Annotated in this window: 18 protein-coding genes and 1 rRNA gene; 16 read left to right on the top strand and 3 right to left on the bottom strand. The window is 72.6% G+C overall.

All coding sequences use genetic code 11. The features are described from left to right. From rrf to ACIP5O_RS20535, 9 genes are all read left to right on the top strand, one after another. Positions 1 to 92, top strand: a 5S ribosomal RNA gene (rrf, locus tag ACIP5O_RS20575); the annotation flags it as partial. An 89-nt stretch (positions 93 to 181) separates the two neighbouring features. Then, complete coding sequence (locus tag ACIP5O_RS20570; protein ID WP_401295225.1) at positions 182 to 829, top strand: HAD family hydrolase; 648 nt, start codon at positions 182 to 184, stop codon at positions 827 to 829. Positions 830 to 872: 43 nt separating this feature from the next. Next, positions 873 to 2,075, top strand: a complete 1,203-nt coding sequence (locus tag ACIP5O_RS20565) for an MFS transporter (protein WP_401295223.1) — start codon at positions 873 to 875, stop codon at positions 2,073 to 2,075. Next, positions 2,044 to 3,219, top strand: coding sequence for an acetoin utilization protein AcuC (locus ACIP5O_RS20560; protein WP_401295221.1), 1,176 nt, complete (start codon positions 2,044 to 2,046; stop codon positions 3,217 to 3,219). Before ACIP5O_RS20565 ends, ACIP5O_RS20560 begins: the two co-directional genes overlap by 32 nt. A 103-nt stretch (positions 3,220 to 3,322) precedes the next feature. Continuing rightward, the gene (locus ACIP5O_RS20555) at positions 3,323 to 4,138 is read left to right on the top strand and encodes a phosphatase (RefSeq protein ID WP_401295219.1); all 816 of its coding nucleotides are present in this window, start codon (positions 3,323 to 3,325) and stop codon (positions 4,136 to 4,138) included. Between the two features lie 127 nt (positions 4,139 to 4,265). Beyond that, positions 4,266 to 4,475 carry a helix-turn-helix domain-containing protein gene (locus ACIP5O_RS20550; protein WP_030223786.1) on the top strand — a complete coding sequence of 70 codons (210 nt, stop codon included), beginning with the start codon at positions 4,266 to 4,268 and terminating at the stop codon, positions 4,473 to 4,475. A 193-nt stretch (positions 4,476 to 4,668) separates the two neighbouring features. Next, on the top strand, positions 4,669 to 4,767 hold the full coding sequence (locus tag ACIP5O_RS20545) for a 30S ribosomal protein bS22 (RefSeq protein ID WP_003948845.1): 99 nt from the start codon (positions 4,669 to 4,671) through the stop codon (positions 4,765 to 4,767). A 181-nt stretch (positions 4,768 to 4,948) separates the two neighbouring features. Further along, on the top strand, positions 4,949 to 6,016 hold the full coding sequence (locus tag ACIP5O_RS20540; protein WP_401295217.1) for an NAD-dependent epimerase/dehydratase family protein: 1,068 nt from the start codon (positions 4,949 to 4,951) through the stop codon (positions 6,014 to 6,016). 15 nt (positions 6,017 to 6,031) lie between these two features. Further along, positions 6,032 to 7,063: a lysophospholipid acyltransferase family protein gene (locus ACIP5O_RS20535; RefSeq protein ID WP_401295215.1), complete on the top strand. Its 1,032-nt coding sequence runs from the start codon at positions 6,032 to 6,034 to the stop codon at positions 7,061 to 7,063. Positions 7,064 to 7,129: 66 nt separating this feature from the next. On the opposite strand, the gene ACIP5O_RS20530 is transcribed toward ACIP5O_RS20535, so the two are convergent. The 3 genes from ACIP5O_RS20530 to ACIP5O_RS20520 form a co-directional block, all read right to left on the bottom strand. Beyond that, positions 7,130 to 8,383, bottom strand: a complete 1,254-nt coding sequence (locus ACIP5O_RS20530; protein ID WP_401295213.1) for a DUF5667 domain-containing protein — start codon at positions 8,381 to 8,383, stop codon at positions 7,130 to 7,132. Between the two features lie 279 nt (positions 8,384 to 8,662). Then, positions 8,663 to 9,448, bottom strand: coding sequence for an ECF subfamily RNA polymerase sigma factor, BldN family (locus ACIP5O_RS20525; RefSeq protein WP_401295211.1), 786 nt, complete (start codon positions 9,446 to 9,448; stop codon positions 8,663 to 8,665). A 424-nt stretch (positions 9,449 to 9,872) separates the two neighbouring features. After that, the gene (locus ACIP5O_RS20520; RefSeq protein ID WP_401295209.1) at positions 9,873 to 10,814 is read right to left on the bottom strand and encodes an HAD family hydrolase; all 942 of its coding nucleotides are present in this window, start codon (positions 10,812 to 10,814) and stop codon (positions 9,873 to 9,875) included. A 164-nt stretch (positions 10,815 to 10,978) separates the two neighbouring features. Between ACIP5O_RS20520 and ACIP5O_RS20515 the strand changes: the two genes are divergently transcribed. The 7 genes from ACIP5O_RS20515 to ACIP5O_RS20485 all read left to right on the top strand — a co-directional run bounded on the left by ACIP5O_RS20515 (position 10,979) and on the right by ACIP5O_RS20485 (position 17,838). Next, entirely contained in the window at positions 10,979 to 11,257 is a 279-nt protein-coding gene (locus tag ACIP5O_RS20515; protein ID WP_125656866.1) for a glutaredoxin family protein, read from the top strand. Positions 11,258 to 11,529: 272 nt separating this feature from the next. Further along, positions 11,530 to 12,318 (top strand): redox-sensing transcriptional repressor Rex, encoded by a 789-nt coding sequence (locus tag ACIP5O_RS20510; protein WP_356544301.1) that lies wholly within the window; start codon positions 11,530 to 11,532, stop codon positions 12,316 to 12,318. Further along, the gene (locus ACIP5O_RS20505; RefSeq protein ID WP_401295206.1) at positions 12,315 to 13,670 is read left to right on the top strand and encodes a glutamyl-tRNA reductase; all 1,356 of its coding nucleotides are present in this window, start codon (positions 12,315 to 12,317) and stop codon (positions 13,668 to 13,670) included. The genes ACIP5O_RS20510 and ACIP5O_RS20505 overlap by 4 nt, the downstream gene beginning before the upstream one ends. Continuing rightward, positions 13,667 to 14,653 carry a hydroxymethylbilane synthase gene (gene hemC, locus ACIP5O_RS20500; RefSeq protein ID WP_401295204.1) on the top strand — a complete coding sequence of 329 codons (987 nt, stop codon included), beginning with the start codon at positions 13,667 to 13,669 and terminating at the stop codon, positions 14,651 to 14,653. The genes ACIP5O_RS20505 and hemC overlap by 4 nt, the downstream gene beginning before the upstream one ends. Further along, complete coding sequence (locus ACIP5O_RS20495; RefSeq protein ID WP_401295202.1) at positions 14,650 to 16,320, top strand: uroporphyrinogen-III synthase; 1,671 nt, start codon at positions 14,650 to 14,652, stop codon at positions 16,318 to 16,320. The genes hemC and ACIP5O_RS20495 overlap by 4 nt, the downstream gene beginning before the upstream one ends. Positions 16,321 to 16,466: 146 nt before the next feature. After that, complete coding sequence (gene hemB, locus ACIP5O_RS20490; protein ID WP_401295200.1) at positions 16,467 to 17,468, top strand: porphobilinogen synthase; 1,002 nt, start codon at positions 16,467 to 16,469, stop codon at positions 17,466 to 17,468. Positions 17,469 to 17,565: 97 nt separating this feature from the next. Next, complete coding sequence (locus ACIP5O_RS20485; RefSeq protein ID WP_401295198.1) at positions 17,566 to 17,838, top strand: DUF1876 domain-containing protein; 273 nt, start codon at positions 17,566 to 17,568, stop codon at positions 17,836 to 17,838. Positions 17,839 to 17,891 lie beyond the last annotated feature (53 nt).

Below are 17,891 nucleotides of genomic sequence, written 5' to 3'. Positions count from 1 at the left end.
CGCCCGGTTACATTCCGAACCCGGAAGCTAAGCCTTTCAGCGCCGATGGTACTGCAGGGGGGACCCTGTGGGAGAGTAGGACACCGCCGAACAATTTTTAGCCTCAACCCCCGGACCTTGTCCGGGGGTTGAGGCATTTTTGCGTTCCGGGCACGTTCCGGACGCGTCCTAGGCTTGTGCCATGCGATACGACTTGGTCATCTTCGACAACGACGGTGTGCTGGTGGACAGCGAGCCGATCTCCAACACCCTGTTGGCCGGCTATCTGACGGAGCTCGGGCACCCCACCTCGTACGAGGACTCGTTGCGCGACTACATGGGGTCCGCCATGCACCGCGTTCACGACCTGGTCGAGGAGCGGACCGGGCAGCGGTTGCCCGTGGACTTCGACGACGTCTTCCACGCGCGCGTCTTCGCCGCGTTCCAGGCCGAGTTGGAGCCCGTGCCCGGGGCCGAGGACGTGCTGAAGCGGCTCGTCGCCGCCGGGGTCCCGTACTGCGTGGCCTCCTCGGGGAGCCACGAGCGGATCAGGGTGGGGCACCGGAAGACCGGGCTCGGCGCCTGGTTCCGGGACGAGAACATTTTCAGCTCCGAGGACGTCGGCCGGGGCAAGCCGGCGCCGGACCTGTTCCTGCACGCCGCCGCGCGGATGGGCGTCGAACCCGCGCGGTGCGTCGTGGTCGAGGACAGCCGGCTCGGCGTGCAGGCCGCCCTGGCCGCCGGGATGGACGCGTACGGGTTCACCGCGATGACGCCCGAGGAGAAGCTCGCCGGGGCCCGGGGGTTCTTCCGGAGGATGGACGAGCTGCCCGCGATTTTGGGTCGGTGATCCATCTACCCAGGGGTAGTTTCCGGCCGTACGCTGTGCCGCCATGACGGATGCGCGGTTGCGGCGTGGGCGGGGATCCCTGGCGGTCAGTTTCTTCGTGCAGGGGGTCACCTTCGCGTTGCTCGTGACCCGGATACCGGCGATCCAGGACCGGTACGGGATATCCGACGCGCTGCTGCCCGCCTTCCTGGCCGCCGTGCCGGTCCTCGCCGGAGTGGCGAGCGTGACGACCGAGAAGGTCGTCGCCCGGGTCGGGCCGGTCGTCGTCCTGCGGTGGGCGCAGCCCTTCGTGCTCCTCGCCCTGCTCGCCGTGGGGGCCGGTACGGAGCTGTGGGAGGCCGCCGTCGCCCTCGGGCTCTTCGGGATCGCCGTGGGCGCCCTGGACGCCTCCATGAACATGCTCGGCGTGAGCCTCCAGCGGGCGTACGGGCGGAGCATCATGCTCGGCTTCCACGCCTCGTACAGCCTCGGCGGGATCGTCGGGGCCTCGCTCGCCTGGGCGGGGGCGCACTGGCACCTGTCGCTGTTCACGTCCTACCTGCCGGTCGTGGTCGTCCTGGTGCCCCTCGCGCTCGTCGGCAGCCGCTGGTACGCGGCCGGCGGCGACGCGCCCGGTGCGGAGGAGGGCGGGGAGAAGGGGAGCGGCGGGATCGCGTTCAAGCTGCTGCTGCCGCTCTGCCTCGTCATGACCTTCGCGTACATCGGGGACTCCACGGTCGCCAACTGGAGCGCCAAGTACCTCCAGGACGTGCTGCACAGCTCCGAGGAGCTGGCGACCGTGCCGTACAACGCGTACATGGTGACGACGCTCCTCGGGCGGGCCGTCGGGGACTTCGGGGTGCGCAGGCTCGGGGCCGCGGCGGTCGTGCGGGGCGGGGCGGTGCTCGCGGCGCTCGGGTTCGGGCTCGTCGCGGTGGCGCCGGGCGCCTGGGCGGGGATCGCCGCCTTCACGCTCCTCGGGCTCGGGCTCAGCGTGCTCGTGCCGCAGACCTTCGCCGCCGCCGGACGGCTCTTCCCGGGGAACAGCGACGCGGCCGTGGCCCGGCTCAACGTCTTCAACTACGTCGGGTTCCTGGTCGGGTCGCCGCTCGTGGGGGCGCTCGGGGACGCGTGGAGCTACCGGGGCGCCATGCTGGTGCCGATGGTGCTCGTCCTGGTGACGGTGGTGTACGCCACGTCGTTCGGCTCGCGGGCGGCCCGATACGGTGGCGGGCATGAGCGGCCGCGCACTGTTGATGTGGGATGAAGCTGTCACGCAGTACGACTTCGGGTCCGAGCATCCGATGGACCCGGTACGGCTCGCACTGACGATGTCGCTGGTGCGGGCCTACGGGCTCGACCGGGCGGTCGACGTGGTCGCGGCGAAGCCGGCCGGGGACTCGACGCTGCGGCTCGTGCACCGCGAGGACTACGTGGCGGCCGTGCGGGCGGCCTCGGCCGATCCGCGCCGCGCGGACCAGGCGTACGGGCTCGGCACGGTCGACGATCCGGCGTTCGCCGGGATGCACGAGGTGTCCGCGCTGATCGCCGGTCAGTCGGTGGGCGCGGCGGAGGCGGTCTGGCGCGGGGAGGCCGCGCACGCGGTCAACTTCTCCGGCGGGCTGCACCACGCGATGCCCGGGGCGGCGTCCGGTTTCTGCGTCTACAACGACGCCTCGCTCGCCATCGCCCGGCTGCTCGAACTGGGCGCGGAGCGGGTGGCGTACGTGGACGTGGACGTGCACCACGGGGACGGGGTGCAGGCGGCGTTCTGGGAGGACCCGCGGGTCCTGACGGTCTCGCTGCACGAGCACCCCAGGACCCTGTTCCCGCAGACCGGCTGGCCGGAGGAGACCGGTGCGCCGGGGCCCGGCGAGGGCGGGGCCGTGAACGTGGCGCTCCCGGCCGGGACCGGGGACGCGGGGTGGCTGCGGGCCTTCCACGCGGTCGTGCCGGAGCTGATCGCGGACTTCCGGCCGCAGGTCCTGGTGACCCAGCACGGCGCGGACACCCACTTCGAGGACCCGCTCGCCCACCTGGCGGTCTCCCTCGACGCGCAGCGGGCGGTCCAGGAGGCCTGTCACGAGCTGGCGCACGAGCACGCCGGGGGCAGGTGGCTGGCGCTCGGCGGCGGCGGGTACGCGGTGGTGGACGTCGTACCCCGGTCGTGGACGCACCTGGTGGGGATCGCGGCGCACGCGCCCGTCGACCCGGCCTCGGTGATCCCGTCGTCGTGGCGGGACGAGGTGTACGCGCGGACGCGGCAGCTGGGGCCGGCGCGGATGACGGACGGGCGGTGGCCGGTGGACTTCCGGGACTGGGCCGAGGGGTACGACCCGGCGGACCGGCTCGACCAGGCGGTGCTCGCGACCCGCAGGGCCGCCTTCCCGCTGCGGGGGCTGCTGGCCTAGGACCCGTCGGACCCGGGGAACGCCCTACCGGAAGTTACGCCGACGGTGGGGCGTCCCGGAGGTTCGCGTCCCCGGGCGGTCGTGTTCCGGCAGCATCGGGAGGGTGTTGAGTACCGGGGCGCTGCGGGCGCATCTGTTGGCGGCGGGGTTGGCGGGCACGGTGGCGACCCCGCGGGAGGAGAACCTGCGGAGCTACCGGCTCTTCGCCGCGCGCGATCCCCGGGTGCTGCTCGGGCTCGACCCCGTGCGGGGCTGGGACGAGGCCGAACTGCTGCGGCTCATGGCCGAGAAGTGCGGGGTGTCGGGGGACCCGGGACACCGGTCGGGGCCGGACGTCATCGACCCGGAGCGCACGCTGCGGGGCCTCGACGCCTTCGCCGAGCGGCTCGGCGCGGCGGCGGCGCGGCGGGTTCCGGTGCTCCTGGGCACGGGTCACCCGCACCGGCTGCTCGGTTTCTACGCCGCTCTCGCAGACGCCTTGTCGGCGGCGGGATGTCTTGTCCTCACCCCGGCGCAGGGGAGATGTGTCGACATGACGACCCGGTTCGGCGTACGCACGCACCTCCTCGACCACGCGCGCGGGGTGGTGTTCGTACGGGAACCCGGACCGCCCGGGGGCGGGCGCGCACCGGGGGCGCACTCCCATTCGCCGCTACCGGTCAGAGCCGTCCTGGAGAGCGCCGCCGACTCCGGCGGGCCGCTTCCGGAGCTGGTGGTCGGGGATCACGGATGGGTCTGCGGGGCAGGTCAGCTGGGCATCGAGGCCATCGGGCTCGCCGACACGGACGATCCCGCGCTGTTCGTCGGGGAGGCGGAGGGGCAGGTGTCGGCGGTGGTTCCGCTTGACGACGGCGTGCGCTCCGCCTCGTACCTCCCGCTGACGCGCTATGTACTCAATCGGGCCCGTCTGTCACGGTAAACGGCCGGTGGCAGCTCCTCTTCCCCACTCGTACCACCCGCCCCTACTCTGGAACGTGAGCGCTCGGCGACGAAGAGTCACCGGAGGGGAAGCCGGTGGGCGTCGCGGCGGAAGGTACAGGTGGGTCATGGCTGCTGGCGATCGACCTCTCAACGAGGTCAAGTTTCTGACCGTGGCGGAAGTCGCCTCGGTGATGCGCGTCTCGAAGATGACCGTGTACCGCTTGGTGCACAGCGGTCATCTGCCGGCGATCCGGGTGGGCAGGTCCTTCCGGGTGCCGGAACAGGCGGTGCACGAGTACCTCCGGGAGTCCTTCGTGGGGGTGGGGACCGCGTAGCGGGCGCGCGGCGCGTCGCCGGGAACGTCCGGGAGGACCCCGGGCGGCTCCCGGGAGAGCCGGACATTGCCCTCGGATTACGACCGGGGTGCTCGGGACGGTAGGCTAGGCCGACGTAGGTCGTGTGGGCCCAGACGCCCCGCACCGATTTCCGCCGAGGCGGGAATGTTCCGAGAAGTGAGCGAGGGTAGTCGTGGGCTCTGTTATCAAGAAGCGGCGCAAGCGGATGGCGAAGAAGAAGCACCGCAAGCTGCTCAAGCGCACGCGCGTTCAGCGTCGCAACAAGAAGTAAGGCGACCGCTGCACCGCAGCATTCAGTGCGTCGGGCGTGGCCCTTCACCGTTCGCGGTGGAGGGCCACGTCTTTTATTGCGCGGAAATCTGGAAGCGCTACGGTGGCGACCTACGGAACCGGCAGAACCGGCGGAAGCGTTCCACGGAAGACCGACGGAAGACGGACGGAAGGCGCTGATCTTGGGCAGGGTCGTGCTCGTCACCGGTGCCGCCCGGCACCTCGGCGGCCGCTTCGTGCGGCGGATCCAGCGGGACCCCGAGGTGGAGCGGGTGATCGCGGTGGACGCGGTCGACCCGGCGCACCAGCTCGGCGCCGCCGACTTCGTACGGGTGGACATCCGCCGCCCCGAGATCGCGAAGGTCCTCGTCGAGCACGACGTCGACACGGTGGTCCATCTGGACGTCACCGGGACGGCCCTCGGCGGGGGCGGCCGGACGTCGGTCAAGGAGACCAACGTCATCGGCACCATGCAGCTCCTCGGCGCGTGCCAGAAGTCGCCGCGGATCGCGCGGCTCGTCGTCAAGTCCAGTACGAGCGTGTACGGCTCCGCGCCGCGCGACCCGGCCGTCTTCACCGAGACGACGCCCGCGAAGGCGCTGCCGAGCGGGGGCTTCGCGAAGGACGCCGTCGAGGTCGAGGGGTACGTACGGGGCTTCGCCCGGCGCCGCCCGGACGTGGCGGTGTGCGTGCTGCGGTTCGCGAACATCCTGGGGCCCCGGATCGACTCCCCGCTGACCGAGTACCTGGCGCTGCCGGTCCTGCCGACCGTCCTCGGCTACGACCCGCGGCTGCAGTTCGTCCACGAGGACGACGTGATCGACGTCCTGCGCCTGGCGGCGCACGAGCCGCGCAGGGCCACCCAGAACAGCGGCACCTTCAACGTGGCGGGGGACGGGGTGCTGCTCCTCTCCCAGTGCGCGCGGCGGCTCGGCCGGCCGACGGTGCCGGTGCTGCTCCCGGCGGTCACCTGGGTGGGGACGGCGCTGCGCACGGTCGGGATCACCGACTTCGCGCCCGAGCAGATCCGGCTGCTCACCCACGGCAGGGTCGTCTCGACGGTCCACACGCGCGAGGTCTTCGGCTTCTCGCCCCGGCACACGACGGCGGAGGCCTTCGCGGACTTCGTGCGCGGCCGGGGGCGGGGGCTGCTGCCGCCCGAGGTGCTGGCCGGGGCGGTGGACCGGCTCGCCGGGCGCCTGGCCCCCGCTTCTCCTCCCGGAGTTCCCACAGTTCACGACGGCGCCTGAGGAGGCCCGACTGCGATGGCGGACGCCAAGGTCATTCCCTTCGACGACGACCGTTCACGGGCCCGTCGCCGCCCCTCCCGAGCCGACGGCGAGGCGGCGGCCGTACGGGCCCTGCCGGGGCCGCAGGAGCCGGAACTCCCCGCCGCCCGGACGGCGGAGGAGGAGCCGCCGGCTCCCGCCGCCGCCCCGGAGCCGCCGGCGGCCGGGGGCGGCTGGGAGCGGCGGCTCGCGGGCGGGCTCGCGTTCCTGCGGCGGCGGATCACCGGTGAGTACGAGGTCGACGAGTTCGGCTACGACGAGGAGCTCACCGACCAGGTCCTGATGTCGCTGCTGCGCCCGCTGTACGAGAAGTACTTCCGGGTGGAGGTGAAGGGCGTCGAGAACATCCCCGACAAGGGCGGGGCGCTGATCGTCGCCAACCACTCGGGGACGCTGCCGCTGGACGGCCTGATGATGCAGGTCGCCGTCCACGACCGGCATCCGGCGGGGCGGCACCTGCGGCTGCTCGCCGCGGACCTGGTCTTCGTGCTGCCGGTGGTCAACGAGCTGGCGCGGAAGGCGGGGCACACCCTGGCGTGCGCGGAGGACGCGGAGCGGCTGCTGCGCGCCGGGGAGATCGTCGGGGTGATGCCGGAGGGCTTCAAGGGGATCGGGAAGCCCTTCGGGGAGCGGTACAAGCTCCAGCGGTTCGGGCGGGGCGGGTTCGTCTCGACGGCGCTGCGGGCCGGGGTGCCGATCGTGCCCTGCTCGATCGTGGGCGCGGAGGAGATATACCCCATGGTCGGGAACGCGAAGACGCTGGCGCGGATCCTGGGCCTGCCGTACTTCCCGCTGACCCCGACCTTCCCGTGGCTGGGCCCGGTGGGGGCGCTGCCGCTGCCGACGAAGTGGACGATCCAGTTCGGGGAGCCGATCCCGACGGACTCGTACGCGCCGGAGGCGGCGGAGGACCCGATGCTGATGTTCAACCTGACGGACCAGGTGCGGGAGCAGATCCAGCACACCCTCTACAAGCTGCTGGTGCAGCGGAGGTCGGTGTTCTTCTGAGCCCGGTTGCGCGGGAGCGCAGGAAGAAGGGGCGCCCCCCGTCCGTGGGGGCGCCCCTCCTCCTTGTTAGCGAGCGTCCTCGCTGTCGATGCCGAGGCCCGGAAGCAGGCCCGGCAGGATGGGCGGGATGGTGACGTCGGGGACGTCCGGGACGGGCTGGTCCGCCGCCGGCGGGGACGTCGGCGTCCCGGACGGGGAGGGCTTGAGCAGTCCGCCGCTGCCGCCGCCGATGAGGCCGTCGTCCTTCGGCGGGGCGGTGGTGGTGCCGTCCGTGGTCGGTCCGGTGCCCGTGCCGGGGGTCGACGGGCGGGGCGCGGTGGACGTGCCGTCCGAGGAGGGCGTCTCCCGGCCGGTCGGCGGGCGCTGGGTGTCCGTCTTCCCGGTCTCCCGCGAGGTGCTGGGCGTGCTGCGCGGGCCCTCGGTGCCGACCGTGCCCTTCTCGGGGGTGCGGGGGAGCACCGACTGGAGCGGCTCGACCTCTTCGTCTATGGCGTCGAAGACGTCCGTGACCTCGTTGCCGACGTCCGCGAGCTGGACGGGGAGCCGGTCGCGGAGGCCGTCCCAGGTGTCCCGGTGGGCCTGGGCGAAGGAGTTGAGCCGGGCCATCGGGGCGAGGACGCCGTCCCGCTCGTAGGCCTGGCGGAGCAGCCGGTGGCCCTCGGTGACGTCGTGCTTCATCCCGCCCAGGACGCGGCGGATCTCGGCGAGCGACTCGTGGTCGAGGTCGCCCGCGCGGCCGCGCTCCATGAGGCGGCGGGCCTCGCTGAGGCGGGTGGAGGCCTGGTCGAGGTAGATGCCGCCGCGGTCCGCGTCGTCGTCCGCCATGCCCAGCTTGATGTCCTCCATCCCGCGCTTCAGCCCGTAGAGCGAGTCACCGGGGAGGGCGTCGGAGCTGGCGGCGGCCACTCCGCCGAAGGCTCCCGCGGCCACACCGACCGTGAGGCCGCCGGCGGCGAGGCCCTTGGTCCAGCGGGACCGGGGGCGCAGCTTCCGGAGCGGGGACGCCCGGTGGGCCCCCTTGCCGGTGGACGTCCGCTGCTCCGGGACGGTGGGACCCGCGGTCGCGCCCCCTTCCATGAGCATCGCTTCCATGGCGGCGATCAGCTGGGCCCGCTGCACCACTTTGACCTCGGGATCGAGCTGCGGCTTGGGCAGCTCGCCGAGTCCGTTCGCCAAGGCCAGGAGCCGTCCCTGCTCCGCAGGTTCGGCCGGTTCGACCGGGGTCTCGGGCTGCTCGGCCGCAGCGCCCTCGGACGCCCGGTCCTCCAGGGCCTGGGCGAAGGCGTTCGCCCGCCGGTGCGCCGATACGTTCGCGATCACTGGCGGCACCTCCTCTCGTCATGACGGTCGACTCCCCGGGGTGTCCGGAGGGTTGCACACCTTGAGCGCATCCACACGAAAGAGTGAGTGGCTGCGGGCACGGCGTGACCACGGGGAGCCTGCATCCCGCACAACGAGCGGCGCGGCACTTGGGTTACGCGCGAGAGATGATCCGACCAGTGCGTCATCGAGGCGTCACCGACTGTGAGTTGGACGGGGGTCATGGGACATGTGTGCGGGGGGTCCGGCGCGCGGGAACGCCGGGCGGTCGGCGGCCGGTCAGCGGGCGTCGTCGGGGAGGAGGCGGGCCAGGGTGCGGACCGCCCGGTACTGGAGGGTCTTGATCGCCCCCTCGTTCTTCCCCATGACGCGGGCGGTCTCGGCGACCGAGAGGCCCTGGAGGAAGCGCAGGGTCACGCACTCCTGCTGCTGGGGGTTGAGGCGGCGGACCGCGTCGAGGAGGGCGGCGTTCGAGAGGGACTCCAGGACGGAGTCCTCGGGACTGCGCTCCACCTCGTTGGCGTCGAGCATCTCGCCGGTGGTGACCTCGAGGCGGAAGCGGCTGGACTTGAAGTGGTCGGCGACCAGGTTCCGGGCGATGGTGACGAGCCAGGCGCCGAAGTCGCGGCCCTGCCAGGTGAAGGTGGAGATCCGGCGCAGGGCGCGCAGGAAGGTCTCGCTGGTGAGGTCCTCCGCCGTCGCCTTCCCGCCGACGCGGTAGTAGATGTAGCGGTAGACCGTGTCGCTGTACTGGTCGTACAGGCGGCCGAAGGCCTCGGCCTCGCCCGCCTGGGCGCGCTCGACGAGGTCCATCATGCGGGCGCTGTCGCTGTCCGCGGCGGGACGGCGGGAGGCGGTCGGGGTGCCGGAGCGGGCGCCCCGTCTGCCCACGGCGGCGCCGCCGTCGGCCAGGGCGTAGCAGGGCCCGACGGGTGCCGGGGCGGCGAAGGCGAAGGCGGGGACAGGGCCGGCGTACGCGGTGGGGACGAAGCCGCGCAAGTGGTCGAGGACCGTTGCGCGCAGCGTAGCCAGGCCCGAGGTGTCAACCCCGACGTGTGGGTACACGGGACTCCCAGAGGCAGAGCTTCCATCACGTGCAGTGCGGGACCGTTCACCCGTCGTGGCGACGTGAGGGGTCCTTTGTGCGTCTGAGGAGAATAACGCTTCGTACAGGCAGCGCTACACCCAGTTGCAGAAATCGCCGGTTCCGTCGTATCTGTTACCGCTTGCAGTCAGATCAAGGTCCATTTGGTGACTGGTTGTTGATCGGTCTGCTTTCGGAACTGATCACGTATACGTTCTGTTGTGCTCAAGTGAGAGATGCGCGAGTGATCGGGGCCGCTGCGGGGTAAGGGGCCGGGAATGCCCGGGAGTCGACCTGTGCGGTGCTGTTCGACCACGGACGGGTGAGGGCGCCCGGTCCGGGGTTGTCGCAGATGATCGCAGCCGAAACGTATCGGCAGACAGGGGGGCGGGCGGGGCCCGGGCGTCAGTGGCGGCGGCGGTGCAGGGCGACCGCGGCGGCCGTGCCGCCGGCCAGCGCGCCCAGGCCCGCGGCGGCGGGGATGCCGACCTTGGCGGCCTTGCGCCCGGTCCGGTAGTCGCGCAGCCGCCACTCCCGTTCCTTCGCGTGCCTCCGGAGCTTGGTGTCCGGGTTGATCGCGTACGGGTGCCCGACGAGCGAGAGCATCGGGATGTCGTTGTGCGAGTCGCTGTACGCGGCGCAGCGGCCCAGGTCGAGGCCCTCGGCGGCGGCGAGCGCCCGTACCGCCTCGGCCTTGGCCGGGCCGTGCAGGGGCTCGCCGACCAGCCTGCCGGTGTAGACGCCGTCGACGGACTCGGCGACCGTGCCGAGCGCGCCGGTCAGGCCGAGCCGGCGGGCGATGATCGTGGCCGTCTCGACCGGTGCGGCCGTGACGAGCCACACCTTCTGGCCCGCGTCCAGGTGCGCCTGGGCCAGGCCCCGGGTCCCGGGCCAGATGCGGTCGGCCATGTACTCGTCGTAGATCTCCTCGCCGATGCTCATCAGCTCGGAGACGCGGTGGCCCTTGACGATGGACAGGGCGCTGTCGCGGGCGTCCTGCATGTGCTCGGGGTCCTCGACGCCGGCGAGCCGGAACCAGGCCTGCTGCCAGGCGAAGCGGGCGAGTTCGCGGCGCTGGAAGAACTTCCGCTTGTACAGGCCGCGGCCGAAGTGGAAGATCGCGGCGCCCTGCATCACGGTGTTGTCGAGGTCGAAGAAGGCGGCCGCCCGCACGTCGCCGACGACCGGGAACTCGGGCTCGGAGGGCGGTTCGGCGGCGGCCTCCTCCCGCTCCCTTTCGAGCTGGAGCGAGGTCTTGCGCGCTGCCTCGGCAGCGGCCTCGCCTGCGAGGACGCTGCGCGCGGTGGCGGAGCGCCTACGAGGGGTGAGCCATCCCAGAGCGGCCATGCCGTGAGCATAGCCAGTCTGTTCGGTACTTCCCGACTTGTGACGATGCCGCGGCGTGAACAGTGGGGTGCTCCCCTGTTGATCGGGTCACGTCCTCGGGTCGTGTCCCGAGCGCGTCCGGAACCCGTCGCGGCGGGGCGGTCCCGGTGCGGCGGGGGGACAGAATGGGCGCCATGTTCGGACGGAAGAAGAAGGCGGACGCCGGGGCGCGGACCGTGACCCTCATCGGCAGGCCGGGGTGTCATCTCTGCGACGACGCAAGGGCGGTGGTCGAGGCCGTGTGCGCGGAGACCGGGGCGTCCTGGGAGGAGAAGGACATCACCCGCGACGAGGAGCTGTACCGGGCGTACTGGGAGCAGATCCCCGTCGTCCTGGTCGACGGGGAGCAGCACACCTTCTGGCGCGTGGACGCCGATCGGCTCCGGCGCGAACTGGGTGCCTGACCGAAACCCGGCTACCATCATGGACGTTTTGTTGGGTTCCGGGGGCGACATCGTGAGGAGAGTGTGCGGTTTTGCCCCCTTCGGGTTCTCAACGCGCCGATCTTCTCCGTGGTTCCACGACGACGGGAACCAGCCGCGTGACCCCGGTCACTTTGGCCGGACAAAACGGACACCATCTTTGTGCACGCGTTCACAAAGACATAGCCTGCATTCGACGGGGCGGTCTTGGGACATATGGCCGCCTGCAGCCCCGCTCATCCCGCAGGAGCACCGTGGCAACTGGCCGAACTCACCGACCGGCGACCCGTAGCCGAGGAATCCCCGAGGCCACCGTCGCCCGGCTTCCGCTGTATCTGCGCGCACTGACCGCGCTCTCGGAGCGCTCCGTACCCACGGTCTCCTCCGAGGAGCTCGCGGCCGCGGCGGGGGTCAACTCCGCGAAGCTGCGCAAGGACTTCAGCTACCTCGGCTCCTACGGCACCCGCGGGGTCGGCTACGACGTCGAGTACCTCGTCTACCAGATCTCCCGCGAGCTGGGCCTCACCCAGGACTGGCCCGTCGTCATCGTCGGCATCGGCAACCTCGGCGCCGCGCTCGCCGGCTACGGCGGCTTCGCCTCCCGGGGCTTCCGCGTCGCCGCGCTCATCGACGCCGACCCCGCCATGACCGGCAGGCCCGTCGCCGGCATCCCCGTCCAGCACAGCGACGACCTGGAGCGGATCGTCGAGGACGACGGCGTCTCCATCGGCGTCATCGCCACCCCGGCCGGCGTCGCCCAGCAGGTCTGCGACCGCCTCGTGGCCGCCGGCGTCACCTCCATCCTGAACTTCGCCCCGACCGTCCTCTCCGTGCCCGACGGCGTCGACGTGCGCAAGGTCGACCTCTCCATCGAGCTCCAGATCCTCGCCTTCCACGAGCAGCGCAAGGCCGGCGAGGACGCCGGGGCCGACGGCGACGCGGAGCACACCCCCGCCGTCGTACCGCCCGCCCCCCGCGGCGCCACGGGCAACGGCGGCCGCAAGGGACCCGACGGGGACGTCCCCGCCGTGATGCCGGCATGAGCCTCCTCGTCGTCGGACTCAGCCACCGCAGCGCCCCCGTCTCCATCCTGGAGCGGGCCTCCCTGTCGGCGGACACCCGCACCAAGCTCCTCCAGGACACCCTCGCCGCCGAACCGGCCGCCGAGGGCGCCGTCCTGGCCACCTGCAACCGCATCGAGCTCTACGCCGACGTCGACAAGTTCCACGCCGGCGTCGCCGAGCTGTCCACGCTCCTCGCCCAGCACAGCGGCGTCGGCCTGGACGAGCTCACCCCCTACCTCTACGTGCACTACGAGGACCGGGCCGTCCACCACCTCTTCTCGGTGGCCTGCGGCCTGGACTCCATGGTCGTCGGCGAGGGCCAGATCCTCGGCCAGATCAAGGACGCCCTCGCCCTCGGCCAGGACCTGCACACCGCCGGACGCCTCCTCAACGACCTCTTCCAGCAGGCCCTGCGGGTCGGCAAGCGCGCCCACAGCGAGACCGGCATCGACCGGGCCGGGCAGTCGCTCGTCACCTTCGGGCTGGAGCAGCTCGCCGACGGCAGGGAGGTCGAGACCTGGGCCAAGGGCAAGAAGGCCCTCGTCATCGGCGCCGGCTCCATGTCCTCCCTGGCCGCCGCCACCCTCGCCCGCTCCGGCGTCGCCGAGATCGTCATCGCCAACCGCACCCTCGCCCGCGCCGAACGGCTCGCCCGGATCCTCGGCGAGCCCGGCGGAACGGGAGTCTCCGCACGCGCGGCCGAGATGGTTGCCGTCGGCGACGAACTGGGCCGGGCCGACATCGTCGTCTCCTGCACCGGCGCCACCGGACTCGTCCTCACCGGCGACGACGTGGCCACCGCCGTACGGGACCGCGAGGCCCCCCTCGCCCTCCTCGACCTCGCCATGCCCCGCGACATCGACGCCGCCGCCCACCGCGTCCCCGGCGTCCGGCTCGTCGACATCGAGTCGCTCGCCGAGGCCTCCGCCGACGCGCCCATGGCCACCGACGTCGACCAGGTCCGGTCCATCGTCTCCGACGAGGTCGCCGCCTTCGGCGCCGCCCAGCGCGCCGCCCACATCACCCCCACCGTCGTCGCCCTGCGCGCCATGGCCGCCGACGTGGTCACCAGCGAGGTCGCGCGCCTCGAAGGCCGCCTCCCCGGCCTCGACGAGAAGCAGCGCGCCGAGATCACCCAGACCGTGCGCCGGGTGGTCGACAAGCTCCTGCACGCGCCGACCGTGCGGGTCAAGCAGCTCGCCAGCGAGCCCGGCGGCGCCGGGTACGCGGACGCGCTGCGGACACTCTTCGACCTCGACCCGGAGACGGTCGCCGCCGTCAGCCGGGCCGACCTGAATGACGCCGACGTCAAGAACCGAGGGCGAGTATGACCGAGAGGGCACTGAGGCTCGGGACCAGGCGCAGCAAGCTCGCCATGGCCCAGTCCGGGCACGTGGCCGACGCCGTACGGCAGGTGACCGGCCGGCCCGTCGAGCTCGTGGAGATCACGACGTACGGGGACACCTCCCGCGAGCACCTCGCGCAGATCGGCGGCACCGGCGTCTTCGTCGCCGCCCTGCGCGACGCGCTGCTCGCCGGCGAGGTGGACTTCGCCGTCCACTCGCTGAAGGACCTGCCGACCACCCCGCACCCCGACCTGGTCGTGGCCGCGATCCCCCGCCGCGAGGACCCCCGCGACGTGCTGATCGCCCCCGACGGCATCACGCTGGACCGGCTGCCCGCGGGCGCCCGGGTCGGCACCGGCTCGCCGCGGCGCATGGCCCAGCTCCACGCCCACGCGCGCGACCACGGCCTGGAGATCACCTGCGTCCCGATCCGGGGCAACGTCGACACCCGCGTCGGCTACGTCCGCAGCGGTGAACTGGACGCGGTCGTCCTCGCCGCGGCCGGACTCAACCGCATCGGCGGCACCGAGGAGCTCACCCGTTCCCTCACCCTCGACCACCTCCCGGTCGACACCGTGCTGCCCGCCCCCGGCCAGGGGGCCCTCGCCGTCGAGTGTCCGGCGTCCGACGCCGGACTCGTCGCCGCTCTCGCCGCTCTCGACGACCCGTACACGCGGGCCGCCGTGACCGCCGAGCGCTCCCTGCTCGCCGCCCTGGAGGCCGGCTGCTCCGCACCCGTGGGTGCGCTCGCCGACCTGCTGGCCGACGACCCCGGTCACGGGCAGGCTGTCACCGAAATGCGCCTGCGCGGCGTCGTCGGCACCACCGACGGCTCGACGCTGGTGCAGCTGTCCACCACCGGACCCGTACCCACCTCGCACGACGAGGCCATGGCGCTCGGACGCGTACTCGCGGACGAGATGCTCGCCAAGGGTGCGGCCGGTCTTATGGGGGAGCGAGCACTTTGAACCCCACCAGTCCGACCACCAGCCCCCTGTCCCCGGCCCTCGCGGGCCACGGACACGTCACGTTCCTCGGCGCGGGACCCGGCGACCCCGGACTCCTGACCCTCCGGGCCGTCGAGGCCCTCGCGGGTGCGGACGTCCTGATCGCCGAGCCCGAGGTGCTCGACGTCGTCCGCGGCCATGCGCGCGCGGGGGTGAGCACGCCGGAACTGGCAGTCGTCGACGAGGCGTCAACAGCCGCCGGAGTCCCCGTGTTGAGGGACGCGGCCAATCTTGTCATGGAGGCCGCGAGGGGCGGCAGGCGGGTCGTCCGTGCGGTGACCGGCGACCCCGGCCTCGACGGCAACGCCGGCGCCGAGATGCTCGCCTGCGCCGCCGAGGGCATCCCCTTCGAGGTCGTCCCCGGCGTCGCCACCGCCGTCGGCGTCCCCGCGTACGCCGGCGTCCCGCTGCGCGACGCCCAGGGCACCGACGTCCGCTTCGTCGACGCCCGGACCGCCGACGAGCGGTGCTGGACCGAGGTCGGCGCCTCCGACGGCACCGTCGTCGTCTCCACCACCCTCGACTCGGTGGCCGCGGCCGCCGGCGAACTGGTCGCGGCCGGCCGCAAGCCGGACACCCCGCTCACCGTCACCATCGCCGGCACCACCACCCGCCAGCGGACCTGGAACGCCACCCTCGGCACCATCGCCCAGGTCTTCAAGCAGGGCAAGGTCCTCCCCTCGCCCGAGGGCCACCGGCCGGTCATAGCCGTGGTCGGCGAGCGCAGCGCCCCGGCGCAGCGGGACCAGCTGTCGTGGTTCGAGTCCAAGCCGCTCTTCGGCTGGCGGGTCCTCGTGCCGCGCACCAAGGAGCAGGCCGCCTCGCTCTCCGACCAGCTGCGCTCGTACGGCGCCGTGCCGCACGAGGTCCCGACCATCGCCGTCGAGCCGCCGCGCACCCCGCAGCAGATGGAGCGCGCGGTCAAGGGCCTGGTCACCGGCCGCTACGAGTGGATCGCCTTCACCTCCGTCAACGCCGTGAAGGCCGTGCGCGAGAAGTTCGAGGAGTACGGGCTCGACGCCCGCGCCTTCGCCGGGATCAAGGTCGCCGCGGTGGGCGAGCAGACCGCCGCCGCGCTGGTCGACTTCGGCGTCAAGCCCGACCTGGTGCCCAGCGGCGAGCAGTCCGCCGCCGGACTCCTGGAGGACTGGCCGCCGTACGACCCGGTCTTCGACCCGATCGACCGCGTCTTCCTGCCGCGCGCCGACATCGCGACCGAGACCCTGGTCGCGGGCCTCATCGAGCTCGGGTGGGAGGTCGACGACGTCACCGCCTACCGGACCGTACGGGCCTCGCCGCCGCCGGCCGACACCCGCGAGGCGATCAAGGGCGGCGGCTTCGACGCGGTCCTCTTCACCTCGTCGTCGACCGTGCGGAACCTCGTCGGCATCGCCGGCAAGCCGCACAACGTCACCGTCATCGCCTGCATCGGACCGGCCACCGCCAAGACGGCGGAGGAGCACGGCCTGCGGGTCGACGTCCTGTCGCCCGAGCCGTCCGTCCACAAGCTGGCGGAGGCCCTCGCGGACTTCGGCACGCGCCGGCGGGAGTCCGCCCTGGAGGCGGGCGACCCGGTGACGCGGCCGAGCGAGCGGCGACCGGGCGCGAGGAGACGGCGCACCACCTAGGTGTCCTCCGGGGTGCGGGTCCTTCACGGGCCCGCACCCTTCGCGTCGGGGGAGGGGCGGGGCGCGGAGTCGCGGGCCCTCCGGGGCTTCTCGCGGCAACACCCTGTCGGTAAGTGCACCGTTTGTGCGGGCGTAGCCTCGATCGTATGAACTCGTACGGATCCTTTCCCGGGGCGCGGCCGCGGCGGCTGCGGACGACGCCCGTCATGCGGCGGATGGTGGCCGAGACGCGGCTGCATCCCGCCGACCTGATCCTGCCCGCGTTCGTGCGCGAGGGGATCACCGAGCCCGTGCCGATCGGGGCGATGCCCGGGGTCGTGCAGCACACGCGCGACACCCTGCGGAAGGCCGCCGTGGAGGCGCTGGAGGCCGGGGTCTCCGGGATCATGCTCTTCGGCGTGCCCGAGGACGCCAAGAAGGACGCCGCCGGCACGGCGGGCACCGACCCCGACGGGATCCTCCAGGTCGCGATCCGGGACGTGCGGTCCGAGGTCGGCGACGACCTCGTGATCATGTCGGACCTCTGTCTCGACGAATTCACCGACCACGGCCACTGCGGCGTCCTCGACGCCGACGGGCGGGTCGACAACGACGCCACGCTGGAACGTTACGCCGAGATGGCCCAGGTCCAGGCCGACGCCGGCGTCCACGTCGTCGGCCCCTCCGGGATGATGGACGGCCAGGTCGGCGTCGTCCGGGACGCCCTGGACACCATCGGCAAGGAGGACGTGGCGATCCTCGCGTACACCGCGAAGTACTCCTCCGCCTTCTACGGCCCCTTCCGCGAGGCCGTCGGCTCCTCCCTCAAGGGCGACCGCAAGACCTACCAGCAGGACCCGGCCAACCTCCGCGAGTCGATGCGCGAGCTCGCGCTCGACCTGGAGGAGGGCGCGGACATGGTGATGGTCAAGCCCGCCGGACCGTACCTCGACGTCCTCGCCAAGGTCGCCGCCTCCGTGGACGTGCCCGTCGCCGCCTACCAGATCAGCGGCGAGTACGCGATGGTCGAGGCCGCCGCCGAGAAGGGCTGGATCGACCGCGACAAGGCGATCATGGAGACCCTCACCGGCATCCGGCGGGCCGGCGCGCAGATGATCCTGACGTACTGGGCGACCGAGGTCGCGCAGAAGCTCGGCCGCGCGATCTGACCGCCCCGCCCTCTCCCCTGGCTGGTGGGGGGCCGCCGGTCGGCGCACCCTGGAGGGGTAGCCGACAGGTACCCCTACCTCGCCGGAGGTGGTCCTCATGACGCACACGCTGGTCGGATGGCACGTGGAGATGGAGTTCCAGGAGGAGGGCGACCGGACGCGGGCCGCGGCCATGGTCCGGCTCGGCGACGGCACCGAGTTCCGGGCCCACGGCACCGCGAACCGGCACCCCTCCGACCCGGACCAGCTACGGGTCGGCGAGGAGATCGCCGGCGCACGCGCGCTGATGGACCTCGCCTCGCAGCTCCTCCAGAAGGCCCACACGGAGATCGACCAGGTGTCCGGACGCACCTCGCACGCCATCCGGTGACGATGACGGCGCGGTGACGCGGTGACGACGGCGGCGGCGCCCCGCGGCCCGGG

The organism is Streptomyces sp. NPDC088915 (assembly GCF_044749825.1).
Taxonomy (GTDB): domain Bacteria; phylum Actinomycetota; class Actinomycetes; order Streptomycetales; family Streptomycetaceae; genus Streptomyces.
Note: the sequence above shows the minus strand (reverse complement) of the source record. Positions and strands in the feature narration are given on the sequence as shown.